Origin of the sequence: Hyphomonas polymorpha PS728, from assembly GCF_000685315.1 — a bacterium.
Classification (GTDB): domain Bacteria; phylum Pseudomonadota; class Alphaproteobacteria; order Caulobacterales; family Hyphomonadaceae; genus Hyphomonas; species Hyphomonas polymorpha.
In genome coordinates, this window is sequence record NZ_ARYM01000033.1 from 22,296 (window position 1) to 36,412 (window position 14,117).

Annotated in this window: 15 protein-coding genes; 7 read left to right on the forward strand and 8 right to left on the reverse strand. The window is 61.6% G+C overall.

Features of this window, described 5'->3' with window-relative positions:
• Positions 1-18 precede the first annotated feature (18 nt).
• Positions 19-666, forward strand: a complete 648-nt coding sequence (locus HPO_RS18180; RefSeq protein ID WP_035602154.1) for a LysE family translocator — start codon at positions 19-21, stop codon at positions 664-666.
• Here the strand turns inward: HPO_RS18180 and HPO_RS18185 are convergent.
• From HPO_RS18185 to HPO_RS18195, 3 genes are read right to left on the reverse strand one after another with little or no spacing between them, the layout of a single operon-like run.
• Positions 663-1,574, reverse strand: a complete 912-nt coding sequence (locus HPO_RS18185) for a LysR substrate-binding domain-containing protein (RefSeq protein ID WP_114106209.1) — start codon at positions 1,572-1,574, stop codon at positions 663-665. The genes HPO_RS18180 and HPO_RS18185 overlap by 4 nt on opposite strands.
• Before the next feature lie 56 nt (positions 1,575-1,630).
• Positions 1,631-2,479 carry a pyridoxal kinase gene (pdxY, locus tag HPO_RS18190; protein ID WP_051612803.1) on the reverse strand — a complete coding sequence of 283 codons (849 nt, stop codon included), beginning with the start codon at positions 2,477-2,479 and terminating at the stop codon, positions 1,631-1,633.
• On the reverse strand, positions 2,476-3,246 hold the full coding sequence (locus tag HPO_RS18195; protein WP_035602157.1) for a YggS family pyridoxal phosphate-dependent enzyme: 771 nt from the start codon (positions 3,244-3,246) through the stop codon (positions 2,476-2,478). The genes pdxY and HPO_RS18195 overlap by 4 nt, the downstream gene beginning before the upstream one ends.
• Positions 3,247-3,437: 191 nt before the next feature.
• On the opposite strand from HPO_RS18195, the gene HPO_RS18200 reads away from it, so the two are divergent.
• The 3 genes from HPO_RS18200 (at position 3,438) to HPO_RS18210 (ending at position 7,181) form a co-directional block, all read left to right on the forward strand.
• Entirely contained in the window at positions 3,438-4,436 is a 999-nt protein-coding gene (locus HPO_RS18200; RefSeq protein WP_035602160.1) for a haloalkane dehalogenase, read from the forward strand.
• A 105-nt stretch (positions 4,437-4,541) separates the two neighbouring features.
• Entirely contained in the window at positions 4,542-6,059 is a 1,518-nt protein-coding gene (locus tag HPO_RS18205) for an acetyl-CoA acetyltransferase (protein WP_035602163.1), read from the forward strand.
• Positions 6,060-6,170: 111 nt separating this feature from the next.
• A complete protein-coding gene (locus HPO_RS18210) occupies positions 6,171-7,181 on the forward strand; it encodes an NAD(P)H-dependent glycerol-3-phosphate dehydrogenase (RefSeq protein ID WP_035602166.1) in 1,011 nt (336 codons plus the stop codon).
• Between the two features lie 89 nt (positions 7,182-7,270).
• Here the strand turns inward: HPO_RS18210 and HPO_RS20050 are convergent, their stop codons facing one another.
• Entirely contained in the window at positions 7,271-7,669 is a 399-nt protein-coding gene (locus HPO_RS20050; protein ID WP_051612804.1) for a helix-turn-helix domain-containing protein, read from the reverse strand.
• A gap of 840 nt (positions 7,670-8,509) precedes the next feature.
• Between HPO_RS20050 and HPO_RS18220 the strand changes: the two genes are divergently transcribed.
• Entirely contained in the window at positions 8,510-9,139 is a 630-nt protein-coding gene (locus HPO_RS18220) for a response regulator transcription factor (RefSeq protein ID WP_035602169.1), read from the forward strand.
• Between the two features lie 8 nt (positions 9,140-9,147).
• On the opposite strand, the gene HPO_RS18225 is transcribed toward HPO_RS18220, so the two are convergent.
• From HPO_RS18225 to HPO_RS21295, 3 genes are all read right to left on the reverse strand, one after another.
• Positions 9,148-10,116, reverse strand: coding sequence for a hypothetical protein (locus HPO_RS18225; RefSeq protein ID WP_157532920.1), 969 nt, complete (start codon positions 10,114-10,116; stop codon positions 9,148-9,150).
• Between the two features lie 139 nt (positions 10,117-10,255).
• Entirely contained in the window at positions 10,256-10,726 is a 471-nt protein-coding gene (locus HPO_RS18230; RefSeq protein ID WP_157532921.1) for a hypothetical protein, read from the reverse strand.
• A 28-nt stretch (positions 10,727-10,754) separates the two neighbouring features.
• Positions 10,755-11,612, reverse strand: coding sequence for a metallophosphoesterase family protein (locus HPO_RS21295; RefSeq protein ID WP_206742190.1), 858 nt, complete (start codon positions 11,610-11,612; stop codon positions 10,755-10,757).
• Between the two features lie 272 nt (positions 11,613-11,884).
• Here HPO_RS21295 and nusG point away from each other — a divergent pair, with 272 nt between their 5' ends.
• Positions 11,885-12,421 (forward strand): transcription termination/antitermination protein NusG, encoded by a 537-nt coding sequence (gene nusG, locus HPO_RS18240; protein WP_051612805.1) that lies wholly within the window; start codon positions 11,885-11,887, stop codon positions 12,419-12,421.
• Positions 12,418-13,773, forward strand: coding sequence for a sugar transferase (locus HPO_RS18245; protein WP_051612806.1), 1,356 nt, complete (start codon positions 12,418-12,420; stop codon positions 13,771-13,773). The genes nusG and HPO_RS18245 overlap by 4 nt, the downstream gene beginning before the upstream one ends.
• 20 nt (positions 13,774-13,793) lie before the next feature.
• On the opposite strand, the gene HPO_RS20905 is transcribed toward HPO_RS18245, so the two are convergent.
• On the reverse strand, positions 13,794-14,117 hold a 324-nt coding region (locus tag HPO_RS20905), incomplete at its 5' end, for a hypothetical protein (protein ID WP_206742191.1).

Here is a 14,117-nt window from a genome sequence, read left to right on the forward strand (position 1 = left end):
TCCTCTCCGGGGCCCCGCATGGATCCGATCACCGCTATTCTTTCCTTCTCAGTCGCCGCGCTGCTGGTGACGCTGACGCCGGGCCTTGATACCGCGCTTGTGCTGCGCACCGCGATGGTGGAAGGCCCGCGCCGGGGCATGATCGCGGGCGCAGGCATCACGCTCGGCGTCTTCATCTGGGGCATTGCCGCCGCCGCTGGCGCCGGGTCGCTTGCCGCCATCTCACCGCTGGCCTATCAGGCGCTGCGGATCGCTGGCGCGCTCTATGTTCTGTGGCTGGGCGGGCAGATGCTTTGGTCTGCGGCGCAGATCTGGCGGCAGCAATCGGCCCCGCCAAAGGTCAGCGCTGAGGCCGTCCGCCAGCCCAACTGGTTTCTCAGGGGGCTGACAACCAATCTGCTGAACCCCAAGGCGGGCCTCTTCTATGCCGGCCTGATGCCGCAATTCCTGCCGCGCGATCATTTCGGCCCTGCGGGGCTGATCGCTTTCGGCGCGGGCCTTGCGCTGATCCACTGCGTCTTTGGCCTGATCTTCTTTGGCCTGATCGCCAGCGCCGCCGGCCGGGCCAGCGCGTTCCTGGCCCGGCCCGGCGTGCGCGCCAGCATTGAAGGGGCAACCGGTCTTGTCCTCTGTCTCGCTGCCGCTGCGCTGCTACTGACGCATTAGCGCTCCGGCGCGTCCAGCTGCCCCAGCAGCCAGCTGCGCAGATTGCGTACGCGCCGGTCGGTCGCCAGCGCTTCGGGATAGACCAGCCAGTAAGCCCCGCCCGCCTCGATCCGGTGATCGAATACCGGGGCGAGCCGCCCGGCCTTCACATCTGCCTCGGCAATTTCCCAGCCCGCCAGCGTCAGGCCCGCCCCATCGGCGGCGGCACGCAGGGCAAGGCTGGTGGAGTCCACCATCGTCACCGCGCCGGGAGAGACAGGCCCGCCCGGCAGGCTGGCATTCCAGTCTGCCCAGTTGCGCGGCCGGTATTGTGACAGGAAGAGGTTTGACGCCGCCACCACCTCGCGCGGGTCTCGCCCGCGCAGCTGCGACGGCGCGGCCAGCAGCGTTACTGTTTCCGGGAACAGACGATCCGCCCTCAGACCATGCCATTTGCCCGCGCCATGGCGCACCGCCACATCGGCGGCGCCTGCAGACAGGTCCACCACCTCCTGACTGGTCGAGATCAGGAGCTCAAACCCCGCTTTCTCGAACGGATACTGCGCCAGCCGGGGCGAGAGCCAATGCACGGCAAAGGTCGGCAGCATGGTGAGCCGCAGCGGCCCCCTGCGCCGCTCCTCGGTCACATCCGCTACCGCCGCGCCAATCCGGGCAAAGCCTTCGGTCAGTGGCGGGGCGAGCCGCGCGCCGGCAGGCGTCAGCTCCAGCCGCGATCCCACCCGGCGCATCAGATCCACGCCGAGCGCCTCTTCCAGCGCTTTGAGCTGGTGGGAGACCGCAGACGGTGTCACGTTCAGCTCGCTCGCCGCGTCCTTGATCGACAACAGCCGCGCCGCCGCCTCAAACGCGCGGAGGGCATTCAGCGGCACATTCAGGCGAGGCAGGGAGGCAAAACTTTGATCAAGCATGGCGAAATCCTAGCGCCCGGCGGCGCGGAGCGGAAGCCGCCTTCAGGCGCTGCAGGTCAGAGCAGCTCTGCCTTAAAGGGACGCCCCTGCCAGCGCAGCGCCGCCACTTCGGCCGCCAGTGGCATTTCTGCCGGCGCCCCGGGGACCATGGCCGATAGGACCGCAAACACGGTTCCCACCGCCTGCTCTGCGGCCTCTACCAAGGTCATCCCCCCATCCAGCGCCGCTGTCAGCGCGCCGGTGAAGAGGTCGCCGGTGCCATTGGGGCGCACGTCCACCTTCGGTGTGCGGATGCGCCAGACGGCGCCGCCTTCACCAATCAGCGTGTCGATGAAGCCGGGCGCTGCCTCCGGGATCGCCCCGGTCACGGCCAGCCGCCGCGGCAGGCCCGGTGGCAGGCCCTGTTTCAGCGCAGCCGCCACCGCTTCCGTGCCATGGTCTGCCAGCCCGGCCAGCAGGCCAAATTCGAAGGCGTTCGGCGTCAGGATGTCGGCCAGTGGCGCGAGCTCCGCCCGGAAAAACTCCGGTAACCCGGCAGCCACGAACACGCCAAGGTCACTGTCGCCGATCACCGGGTCACAGATGTAGGTCAACTGAGGATTGGCCGCTTTCACGCGCTGTACAAAATCGCGCACCGCCTCGCCATTGCCTACAGAGCCGAGATAGCCCGTCACCATGAGGCGCGACGTGGCCACCAGCCCGCGCTCCTCAACGCCGGTCAGCAGGTCCGCCACAAAGTCTGGCGGCAATATCTTTCCGCGCAGCGTCGGATAGTGCGGTGTGTTGGAGAGCAGCGTGGTCGGCACAGCATAGACGTCCACGCCGTTCGCCATCATCGGATGGATCGCCGCGCTGTTGCCCACATGGCCGAACACCACCTGGCTCTGGATCGAAATGACGCTCACGGCGTCTCCTTTTCACGTTTGCTGCCCAGGCCGGGCCAGTAATGCTCATCCGGCAAGGGGCGCGGCCCGAAGATCGCCTGGCCGACGCGCACCAGCGTCGCGCCTTCTTCAATGGCCCATTCGAAATCGCCCGACATGCCCATCGACAACTCGTCCACCTGCGCGCCCGGCGTGGCCTCGCGAATCTCTGCCTGCACTGCGCACAGCCGCCGGAAACAGGCGCGCACGGCAGCCTCCTCCGCCGAGAAGATCGCCAGCGTCATCAGCCCACGGACCTTCAGCCGTTCGAACGGTGCCAGCGCCTGCGCAAAGGCTGGCGCCGCAGATGGCTCCAGTCCGAATTTGCTTTCCTCGCCCGATGTGTTCACTTGAATGAACACGTCCAGCGTCCGCCCCTCGACCTCCAGCCGCCGCTCCAGCGCCTCTGCCAGTTTCAGGCTGTCGAGCGCCTGGAAGGCATCGGCAAAGCGCGCCACATATTTCGCCTTGTTAGTTTGCAGATGGCCGATGACAGACCAGCTGAGGTCAAGGTCTGCCAGCGCCTCGGCTTTCTCCCTGGCTTCCTGCACCTTGTTCTCGCCGCACTGGCGCAGGCCCCCCGCTGCATAGGCCGCGCGCAGCCGTTCTGCCAGTACGGTTTTCGTTACCGGCAGCAGCGTCACGCTCTCCGGCGCGCGGCCAACGCGCGCGCAGGCCGCCGCCATCCGCTGCTTCACGGTTTCAATATTGGCGGCAATCAGCGCGCCGTCCGCAGAAAGGTCGCTCATGGTCAAACCCCGCGCGGGCCTGCCAGAGGCCGCCCGGCTGGCCTATGAACAGGCCCGCCCAGCGTCAAATGAAAATTCCTCGCTGCGGCTGAGACATCTTCGCAGGGTCTTTCGAATTGCTATTGCGAAGCGTAAAAAGTAATGGCACGAGTCATGCCAATACATATCTTGGCTGCCTGGGAGGGAACAGAATGAAAGTCTTGCGCACACCGGATGCCCGGTTTGAGAACCTCGCCGGCTACGCCTTCGCGCCGCATTATCTGGAGGTGAAAGCCGCTGACGGCACACCTCTGCGCATGCATTACCTTGATGAAGGCCCAAGGGAGGGCGAGATCATCCTCTGCCTGCATGGCCAGCCTTCCTGGAGCTATCTCTACCGCAAGATGATCCCCCTGCTGACGGCTGCGGGATACCGCGTTCTGGCGCCGGACCTGATCGGCTTCGGCAAGTCCGACAAGCCCGGCGCGATCGAAGACTACTCCTATTCCGGCCATGTCGGCTGGCTGGAGCAGTGGATGCTCGCGCTGGACCTCAAAGACATGACACTCGTCTGCCAGGATTGGGGCGGCCTGCTCGGCCTCCGCCTCGCCGGGATGCACCCAGACCGGTTCGCCCGCCTTGTCGTCGCCAATACGGGCATGCCGGACTCAAAGCAGGTCGCCCCGCAATTCTCCGAGATGCTGGGGATGCTCTATCCGCAGGTGCCGGTGCCCAGCGCAAAGGATGTGGGTGACGCCTTCCGCTCCGGCGCGCCCGGCGCTTTCCTCTTCTGGGTCAAATATGCCGCCGAGGCACCCGACTTCTCCATCCGCGATGTCTTCGGCCTCCTGTCGGACATTTCCGACGACGAGATCCTTGACGGCTATGAAGCTCCGTTCCCGGATGACACTTACATCGCCGGAGCCCGCCGTTTTCCCTCATTAGTGCCGCTCCTCCCCGGCGCCGCCGAGGAGCGCGCAAAGAATGACGCCGCCTGGGCTGTGCTCGAGAAGTTCGAGAAACCCGTGCTGACTGCCTTTGCTGATGACGACCCCGTCACCAAGGGCGGCGAGGCCGCTTTCCAGACGCGCATTCCCGGCGCGAAGGGCCAAAGCCACGTCACCATCAGTGGCGGCGGCCATTTCCTTCAGGAACACCGTCCCGAAGCCTTCAGCGAGGCCATCATCACCTTCATGCGCGCCAACCCCTGACGGGTTCACCGCATTTTCGCCCTTCCCCTGCGTCGGGGCTCCCAAGACCGCTTACCGCGCGTTAAACGGGCTGCCAGACCTGTTTGAATTTGAGGAGCGCGGGCTATGGCAAAAGGTGATTTTCCGGTCCTGATCGGCGTAGGCCAGTCGATGAGCCAGTGGGACGGCAAGAAGGGCGCAGAGGGCGCCCCTTCGCCACTCTCGCTGATGACCGACGCCTCCAATGCTGCCATCGTCGATACCGGCGTCTCCGGCATGGCCGCTGCCATTGATGCCCTCGCCGTGGTGCGTATCTTCGAGGATTCCGTCCCCGGCGACCGCCACCCCCACGGCCACAATACAAACCTCCCTGGCACGCTGGCCCGCGAAACCGGCACCAATCCCGGTTACCTCGTCTATGAAACCGTTGGCGGCCAGAGCCCGCAGGCGCTCGTCAACGAGTTTGCCCGCCGCATCCATGAGGGCGAGTTTGAAGCTGTCCTCATCTCCGGCTCCGAGGCCAACCGCGCCTCCAAGGGCGCCCGCAAGCATGGCGTCGAGATCAACTGGGCCGACCGCGACGCCCGCGACTATGAAGACCGGGGCCTTGGCCCGATGATGCTCTCGCGCGGCGAAATCAAGCACGGCCTCGTCACGCCCGCTTACTTCTACGGCATGTTCGAAAACGCCATCGCCGCCCGCGAAGGCCGGGGCCGCTCTGGCCAGCGCAAGGCCATGGCGGAACTCTTCCAGCCCTTCTCCGCCGTCGCTGCGAAAAACCCCTACTCGCAATTCCCGCAGGAACATTCGGTTGAGTTTCTCTCCACCCCCTCGCGCGAAAACTATGAGTATGCCGATCCTTTCCTGAAATGGTTCATCGCGCAGGACGCGGTGAACCAGGGCGCCGCCGCCATCATCGTCTCCTCGTCGAAGGCGGACGAACTCGGCGTGCCGGAAAACAAGCGCGTATACCTCCACGGCGGCGGCGAGGCCGGTGATGACCACATCTCCGTCCGCCCGGTCCTCGACCGGTCCTGGGCAATGGACACCGCCGTCTCCCGCGCGCTCGCGCAGGCCGGAAAGACGGCCGCGGACGTCCATCATCTCGACCTCTATTCCTGCTTCCCCTGCGCCGTCTTCTCCGGCGCCGCTGCTCTGGGGATCGACTGGAAGACGGACAAGCGCCCCCTGACGCTGACGGGCGGCCTGCCCTTCTTCGGCGGCCCGGGAAACAACTACTCCCTGCACGGAATAGCCGAGATGGTGAACCTGCTGCGTGAAAACCCCGGCAATACCGGCCTCGTCCTCGCCAATGGCGGCTGGATGACCAAGGAAGCCGCCGGCGTCTACTCCACCACCAAACCAGCAAAATTCACCCCCGCCGAGAAAGCTGCCAAGCCGGCAGAGCAGGTGGAGATCGCGACCGAAAGCTGCGAAGCGACGCTGGAAACCTTCACCGTCACCCATGGCAAGGACGGCCCCGAACGCGGCATCATCTTCGCCCGCCTCGCCGACGGACGCCGCGCCATCGCCAACAATGCCGACGCCGCCACGCTGGCCGTCCTGCGGGAAGATGCAAGCCCGGTGGGCCGTAAGGTGGCCATCACGGTTGACGGCGAACAGGGCACCTTCGTTTTCGTCTGACCTCAAAGCCCCCTCCCGCCTGCGGGAGGGGGTTGGGGGTGAGGGCCGCGCGCAGCGCGCAAACAGCCCTCCCCGCTTGCCCCCCGCCGCGGCTTCGGCCAAAACCGGCCCATGACGAAACATTTCAAGACATTCGGCGTTATCGGCGCGGGCGCCTGGGGCACGGCCATTGCGCAGATGCTGGCCCGCGAGGGCCAGACGGTCCACCTCTGGGCGCTGGAGCCTGAAGTTGCGGACGCCATCAACACCGCGCGCGAGAACACGCTCTTCCTCAAGGGCGTGCCGCTGAAGCCGGAAATCCGCGCCACCAACCGGCTTGAAGATCTTGGCACGGCCGACGCGATCTTCGCCGTCGCCCCGGCCCAGCATACGCGCGTCACGCTGCGCGCCCTGCGCGCCAGCCTGCGCCCCGGCACGCCGGTCGTCCTCTGCTCGAAGGGTATCGAGCTCGCCACCGGCGAATTCATGACGCAGGTGCTGAAGGACGAACTGCCCGAAGCCGTCCCCGCCGTCATGTCCGGCCCCAGCTTCGCGATTGATGTCGCCCGCGGCCTGCCCACCGCTGTCACCCTTGCCATGGAAGACGCGGCGCTGGGCACAGAGCTGATCCAGGCCATCTCCACACCCACTTTCCGGCCTTATCTGGGGACAGATCTTCTCGGAGCGGAGATTGGCGGCGCGGTGAAAAACGTCCTCGCCATCGCTTGCGGCATTGCCCTTGGCAAAGGCCTCGGGCGCTCGGCCCATGCCGCCCTCATCGCGCGCGGCTATGCGGAGATGACACGCCTTGCCCTCGCCCTGGGCGCAGAGGCTGAAACTCTTACCGGCCTCTCCGGGCTCGGCGATCTCGTGCTCACCTGCTCGTCGGAAACCAGCCGCAACATGTCGCTTGGCCTGGCGCTCGGCAAAGGCGAAGCGCTGGGGGATATCCTGGCGGCCCGCAACGCCGTCACCGAAGGCGTCGCCACCGCCCCGGTCCTGCGCCGCCTTGCCCGCGCGCGCGGCATCGAGATGCCGATCAGCGAAGCCGTCGCCGCCGTCATCGAAGGCGAAATCAGCGTGGATGAGGCCATCACCGCCCTTCTCATGCGCCCGGTGAAGGCAGAAGCGGTGAAATCCTAGAGCGCAGCCTCAGCGGGCCGCTTTGATCAGTCTACGCTGGCAAAACTGCGCAGGTTTCCAGCGCACTTTCACGCCAGCGCGCCTCAATCTCAGCATTTCCCGGCAAGCGCGCGCAAGACGTCCACCATCAGTTTCAGAGACTCCTCTGTGTGCGCACGGTCAATCAGAAAAGCAGCCTCTTTCCGCAAGGCATCTATCCTGCCGGGGTGATGGTTTGCGCGCCCCTCGAACTTGTTCTCCGGCTTCTGGAACAGCACCGTCACCGGCACGCCAAATATATCTGACAAGCGCGCAATGACGCCAGCGCTCAGGCGATTGGAGCCGGTTTCGTATTTCTGGAGCTGCTGATGACTGATGCCAAGCTCAACGGATAGCCCGGAGAGGGATTGCCCCCTCTGCGTTCGCAGGCGTCGGACATTGTCTCCGACAAGGCGGTCAACATCTGTTGGTAAACGTGAGCCTGAGCCGTGGGGTTTCGGCATCTTCATATGGCTCTCTCCTGAGTTCGGCGCCCGCCTGCAAAGGAAATGATCCCTGTAGACTGAGCCCTGGTAATTTTTCTTCCCCACCACAATTTTGCGCACACCGCCTCAAGCCGTTAAGCAGCAGTGCTCGATACGTCCATTTACCCGAATGGATAGTGCGCCCTGCCTTCGGAGATAGAATGTTCTGCCCAAGGAGCAGTTTGATTTTTCACAGAATTACTTGTGATGTGACCGGGCCACCCTCTCCCCCTCCCATAATAAACACGTCATAAGGGTTACCCTTTTGGACGGGTTGAGCGTAGGCCTGCGATCTGACTATGGATAGCTGCAGAGATCGGTGTGCCCCTTTCACATTCGTCTCTTACTGTTCGGGCCTCAGCTTGAGTGGTAGGCGACCGCTTCCAAGTCCCCCACCCTCCGAAGTGGTCGCCGGCCGGGCAATTACGCTTACATTTTGTTCAGTTAAACATGAAGATGCAGATCTTTCTCCTTATTCACGGGAGAAGGCTTTCAATCTGCCGTATGCGGTCAGATCATCTGAAAATTTTCGCGCGTCTGAAAAAGCCGCCCTGGACGCGTCTGTCTCGTTCAAAAAAGTCGAAACCGCGTCCCTAATTCGAACTAATTGTCACATCGGAGGATAGTATAATCGCTCTCCCCCATTTGGGTTACCGATTTAACACACCCTTTCTATCTAGTCTTCTCCGGTAACCTACACCTATACTCGCGGGGGTTGCGAAATAGCGCCCAGAAAAACTTGGCAATATTTACGAAATCTGCACCAGAAGTTGGAGATTTCGCGGATCCATAGTGAGAGGCCGTTCCAGGAACGTGCTGTGAAAAATGAATATTCTTGTCGCCGACGACCACAACCTGTTTGCAGATGCTCTTTCGTGTCTTTTGGAGGCACATCCTGAAATTTCTGTCATCCACAAGTCATCTGACTATGCCAGTACGATACGTATGCTTTCGGCTACGGAGGACGTAGACCTGCTCCTGCTGGATCTGCGCATGCCCGGCATGGAAATCCCCAACGGCATTAGTCGGATCAAGGAATGGTTTCCGGCGCTCTGCGTCATCGCCCTGTCTGGCTCTGCTTCGCGCCAGGAAATCGAATCCTGCATCGCCAGCGGTGCTCGTGGATTCATTTCAAAGACAGTTCTCGGGCATGAAATCGTCAGGGCCGTCAAGGCAATCTACAACAGCCCGTCATCGTCTATTGAAGACATAACCTTTGGCATAAAAGAACATAGTGACCGGACGAAGCTGCGCCTGACCGAGAGAGAACACAATGTTCTCAGCCTGCTGCACCGGGGAATGACGAACAAGGAAATGGCCAAGGAGATTGGCATCTCTCCTGAAACGGTGAAGATTTATGTCAAATCCATTGGCGACAAGCTGAGCGCGCGCAACCGGACAGACCTGATTGTGCGCGCTTTGGAGACGGGCCTGATTCAGAACCTCGACAGCTGAGCCAGCTGTCAGGCGATGCCTTGCTGATCCGCGCTGGGCTCACCATGCGCCTGCGGCCGCTTCCGCCGCAGCCAGCGTTCAGGGGACCGCTCAAAGAGGCTCATATCCCGAGGCCGCCAGAAATGCTGGCCGGACCTCGGGTGCCGGGCCCCATCGATGGCTGGCATACCGGACTCCCGATTGAACTGTATGGATGAGAATCCAAGCGGCAATTCCAGATCCGGCGAAAGATACATCCGCGCCCCGCTGCCTTCGTCGAGATGGCGCGCGGAAGGGAGTATTCCAAAATCCATGACTGGCGTGAAATTGCAGCCATCTGGCTGGTCGCTGCCCATCGGCTCATAGAACCGCGCGTCGATGTCAGGGTCGATGCCGATCTGGCGAATGAGCGAGATACGGTTCCGGAAAAGGCTCTGCGTCTCAGGCGAGGCATCTGCCCACCAGTCCATCAGCAGCCGCCCGCCCACGGGCGCGCCCGAGTGATCGAAATGACAGGCGCGCCGCCCCTCCCTGACCCTGTTGAGCAAGGAAACACGCAGATGCAGATCAGGCCTTGAGAAGGCAACCGTCCGCCGGAAACGCGCCCATGCCCGGCACCAGGACAGATGCGCGGGGGCGCGATGCCCACCGCCCCAGGAAAAGTGCGATCGGGCAAGAAAGATCAGCACGCCTTCGGCCGCAGGGTTTATGCGGCTTACATAGATAAGCGCCTGTTCAAGCCGGCGGTTGAACACGGCTTCGACCACCTGATCTGACGCGTCATGTCCCAATGCGGCATCTGCCATAAGAAGAAGGTAAGGGCGCCGCTCTCCAGGGCTTGCGCCCGGAAGAACCGTCCAGTTCTGCAATCCGTACGCTCCAGGCGATTGCGACAACCCGGCTTCGCCTACTTGCACAACAGTGTTCAGGACATCCTCGGCATCGTTTGCTTCACCATGCCATTGCCGGATGATCCCCCGGCTCATTGCCTGATCCATTTTCTGCCCCCTGCGGAATGTTGTTTTCCTGCCCCAGCCACGCAAACAGCATGGACAGTATACGGATATATTATATTCATGTTCCGGACAGCGCCTGATGCGCTACCGGATGACATGCATGTCCTGTCAGGCGCGCCAGTCAGCGGCTGACCGGATCCTCGCCACCATCATCATTGTCGCGTGTGGCGACATATAACCCCAGCGCGCCCGCACCAGCAGCAGCAGCCACAGGCGTGGAAACCGCCCCGCCGCTGAGTATCCCCGGCGAGCCGACCTGCGTAATAGGCGCAGCACACAAATTCGCCGTCAGGACCATCGTGCTCATCGGCTCAACAACACGCTGGCAGCCCGTCGCATCCAGAACAACGCGGCCAACCCCGGTCGTGGAAATTCTGTCTCCCAGGAAAACCGGGTCTCCCGATCCGAGGGAGTAGGTCGCCCCCTCGCGCTGGACGATCACGGAACCGGTTTCACCTTCCACAAGCGATGCCTGTCCCACGCGGGTGGCAGCGCCGGGCTGGCTGCCTGGCGTCTGCTCGGCCACCGCAGGAAGCAATCCTGACAAGATAACTGCGAGCATTGCAGTTAGGGTGTTTCGATATTTCAGCATAATTCACTTTCCTGTTCTTGTGAGCTGCTCATGCAGCGCCTCTGTACCAGGTACCAAACCTGGACCTGCCTGAACGGCCATCGGAAGACGCAGCCGCATCCCGGCCGGGCCCCGCCGCCCCGGCTCCCACTGCCTGAATGGTTTCCCTGCTCGTGCCGTCTATCATCAATGCGCTCAACACCCCGCTGCGATAAGCGCCGGTATCCACGCAGATCCTGTTCCTGCGGATGACGGGCTCAGCGCATACAGAGTGTCCATGCACCACGACATGACCGAAACGCTGCGGGCTGGTCAGAAACGGCTCCCGAATCCAGCGCAGGTCGCGCGGCGTCTGTTCACTTAGAGATCGTCCCGGCCTGACGCCCGCATGCACGAACAGGTAATCTCCGAAAACCACATAGTCATGAAACGATGCAAGGAATCCGAGATCTTCGGAGGGGATGTGTTCCTGCAGTATCCGAAGTATCTGGGCATCAGACTTTCCAGCGAGATCCTTCGGGCGAACACCATAGCTGAGGGCACATTCTTCGCCGCCGTGCAGAAGCCAGGCCCGGAGCTGGGATGCATCTTCCCGCACCCCTCTCAGAAGGCACTCTTCATGATTTCCCATCACGAAGTAGGGTCGGGCAAAAGAGGGAAGTTCATGCCTGAGAAAATCAATAACACCGCGGGAATCCGGGCCGCGATCGATGATGTCTCCCAGAAAGACGAGAACCACTTCCTTCTCGGGCTGGGTATGATTGTGCACTGAAATCCGCTCAATCAGCTGCTCGAGCAGGTCCAGGCAGCCATGAACGTCGCCGATGACATAAGCCCGCTTGCCCAGGGGGCCAGAAGGTTGGTCCCGCTCCCCGCGCAGCCGGCGGAAGAGCCTCTCAGCCATCATGTTCCGCACATCCGCAAGATGAACCAAAGACACTGATCCAATCCGATCTCAAACCGCATGTCAGACACACCTTTATCCCATGATGCCCTTTGATCGGGGCCGGGTAACCCTCCCCATTTGGGGGGCCCGTGAAGATGCCAATCAGGGGAGTGTCCGCCACCTCTAGTTCCTGCGATCCTGAGCATCATCAAGATGAGGGGCCGGCCCCTGTCACAGGCCGCTTACGTCGCAAGCGGAGCCTTGGCGGTGCCAGCTTGGAATAAGGGGGCACAATGAACCATGTAAATCCGTCGTCGGATCTTGCCGATCCTGTGGTCGACCGTGGCTATTGGTATGTTGTTCAAACACTTACGGCGCAGGAATGCGTGGCGATCACCAATCTGAACCGCCAGAAATACCGTACATACTGCCCCATGATTTCACGCACGGTTCGCCATGCCCGGAAGACTTCCATCCGGCAGAAACCCCTTTTTCCCGGATATGTCTTCGTGAATCTGGACCCTTCAAAAGACAATTGGCACTCCGTAAACGGAACTTATGGTGTATCTCGGCTGATCGCCTTTGATGGGCGCCCAAGCCCCGTACCGCCTGCCGTCATGAATGCGCTGCTGGCATTTTCGGACGCATCCCTCCCGGCCGATGAAATCCCCTGTGGGGCAAGGGTGCGGATCGACTCCGGCGCCTTTGATACCTGGGTCGGTGAAATCTGCCAGCTTCCAGATCGGGATCGCGCTGTGGTTCTGCTCGACCTTTTGTCCCGCAAGGTTCCCGTCACCGTCCTCCGTCACCAGATTTCAAGAGTAGCATGACCCAGTCCCATCCCAACCTGCCTCACTCCCTGGGATTTTCCCACACGGATACCCGAAGCCTCGACCAGATGCAGGGAAGCGGTCTCCTCCAGACTGCCGCTGCAGTTCTGGAGCGCATGCGTGCCCAGTTGTCAGGTGGCCTGATAGTCGCCATCGCTTTGCCTGCGGTCATCCTTCGCCTCCTGTTTCCCGAGGGCGTATATGCCATTGACGTGCTGATCTCTTTCGGCGCCGCCCTTGCCAGCCTGATAGCGGGCTTCACGATATTCCGTAAGCTGTCGGCCTACGGAACCTCATGTCACGGCCTGATCAGCATCGCCAGCTTCACCGCGAGCTTTGCAAGCGTGGCAGCGGCATTGTGGCTACTCAATCTCCTGCCCTCCCCGGTTTTTCTTAGCATCAGCTGGGCGCTGACGGTCGTATGGTTCTGGTTCGTTTCAGCCGCCACGGCTTACCGGCGGCCGGGTATTTATATCGTGCCGCCTGGAACGGATCTCAGAAAGCTTGCTGCCGTTCCCAACGCCACCTGGATCAACGTCAAGGAAGTTTCCGAAGCAGCCGGATTTGGGAACATTCCCGTCGTATCGGACACGGGCGCAATCACTGCGGATACGGACTGGCCCAGCTTCCTGTGTGAGGCAGCCATCAATGGCAGGACCGTCCTCACTCCAGATCAGCTTATGGAAACAAGCGCCGGCCGTCTGAGAATATCAGGCGGATACGCCCAGGACATCGCCCGGTCACCCGGTCAGGACGCCATCTACCCGAGAGCGAAGCGCTATGTCGATGTTTTGACATCGCTCGTTGCCCTCGTGTTGCTGTGCCCCGTCATGCTGCTTCTTGCGGTGATCATCCGGATGGAAAGTCCGGGCCCTGCGATCTTCCGGCAAAAGCGGATGGGGTATCGGGGGCGAGAGTTTACAGTCTACAAGTTCCGCTCCATGCGAGCTGCTCGGGAAACGGGTGACGCGCTGTCACGCGATATGACGCAGACAGATGATGATCGCATAACACCCATCGGCCGGATTATCCGGAAGGTCCGGATTGATGAACTGCCGCAGATAATCAACATCCTGAAAGGCGAGATGAGCTGGATCGGCCCAAGACCCGAAACCGTGAATCTTTCGCGCCACTACGAACGCAACATACCCCATTACCGCTACCGGCATATGGTTCGCCCCGGCATTACCGGCTGGGCGCAGGTTCGCCAGGGGCACGTGGTCAGCGTCGAAGATGTATCAACCAAACTGGAATACGACTTCTTTTATGTGAAACACCTGTCCCTCTGGCTTGATATTCTGATTGCTGTGCTGACAGTACGCGTGGTCCTGACAGGGCACGGCGCAAAATAGACTGCGATTCATCTCTGAATTCACGATAAATTAATCCGTATACATATTAAATAGGCTGCCTGAACAAGCCAAGATTCCTGCATGATTTCATGCACTTTGGATTCAAATTTGTGCAGCAGGCTGATTTTTTCAGTTTTCATCCAGCAAATGTTGACCCGCTGGAATCTGGAATATAACACTGCCGATGCTCCGGAATACTGCCCCGCGCACCTGGGAGTGCGGTAGCTTTGGAGCCCCCTCTCTTTCACCGGCCCTTCTTCAAATTTGCCTGCGGTACACGCAAGGCAACAGCGAACGAGCGCTGGCCAGGTTTTTGGTTTTCCATGCGTGTTGCGATTATTGGT

Bases quoted from the DNA above. Each gene is read 5' to 3' on its own strand.
- HPO_RS18180 (WP_035602154.1), top strand. From the start codon at position 19: ATGGATCCGATCACCGCTATTCTTTCCTTCTCAGTCGCCGCGCTGCTG.
- HPO_RS18185 (WP_114106209.1), bottom strand. From the start codon at position 1,574: ATGCTTGATCAAAGTTTTGCCTCCCTGCCTCGCCTGAATGTGCCGCTG.
- HPO_RS18195 (WP_035602157.1), bottom strand. From the start codon at position 3,246: ATGAGCGACCTTTCTGCGGACGGCGCGCTGATTGCCGCCAATATTGAA.
- HPO_RS18200 (WP_035602160.1), top strand. From the start codon at position 3,438: ATGAAAGTCTTGCGCACACCGGATGCCCGGTTTGAGAACCTCGCCGGC.
- HPO_RS18205 (WP_035602163.1), top strand. From the start codon at position 4,542: ATGGCAAAAGGTGATTTTCCGGTCCTGATCGGCGTAGGCCAGTCGATG.
- HPO_RS18210 (WP_035602166.1), top strand. From the start codon at position 6,171: ATGACGAAACATTTCAAGACATTCGGCGTTATCGGCGCGGGCGCCTGG.
- HPO_RS20050 (WP_051612804.1), bottom strand. From the start codon at position 7,669: ATGAAGATGCCGAAACCCCACGGCTCAGGCTCACGTTTACCAACAGAT.
- HPO_RS18220 (WP_035602169.1), top strand. From the start codon at position 8,510: ATGAATATTCTTGTCGCCGACGACCACAACCTGTTTGCAGATGCTCTT.
- HPO_RS18225 (WP_157532920.1), bottom strand. From the start codon at position 10,116: ATGGATCAGGCAATGAGCCGGGGGATCATCCGGCAATGGCATGGTGAA.
- HPO_RS18230 (WP_157532921.1), bottom strand. From the start codon at position 10,726: ATGCTGAAATATCGAAACACCCTAACTGCAATGCTCGCAGTTATCTTG.
- HPO_RS21295 (WP_206742190.1), bottom strand. From the start codon at position 11,612: ATGATGGCTGAGAGGCTCTTCCGCCGGCTGCGCGGGGAGCGGGACCAA.
- nusG (WP_051612805.1), top strand. From the start codon at position 11,885: ATGAACCATGTAAATCCGTCGTCGGATCTTGCCGATCCTGTGGTCGAC.
- HPO_RS18245 (WP_051612806.1), top strand. From the start codon at position 12,418: ATGACCCAGTCCCATCCCAACCTGCCTCACTCCCTGGGATTTTCCCAC.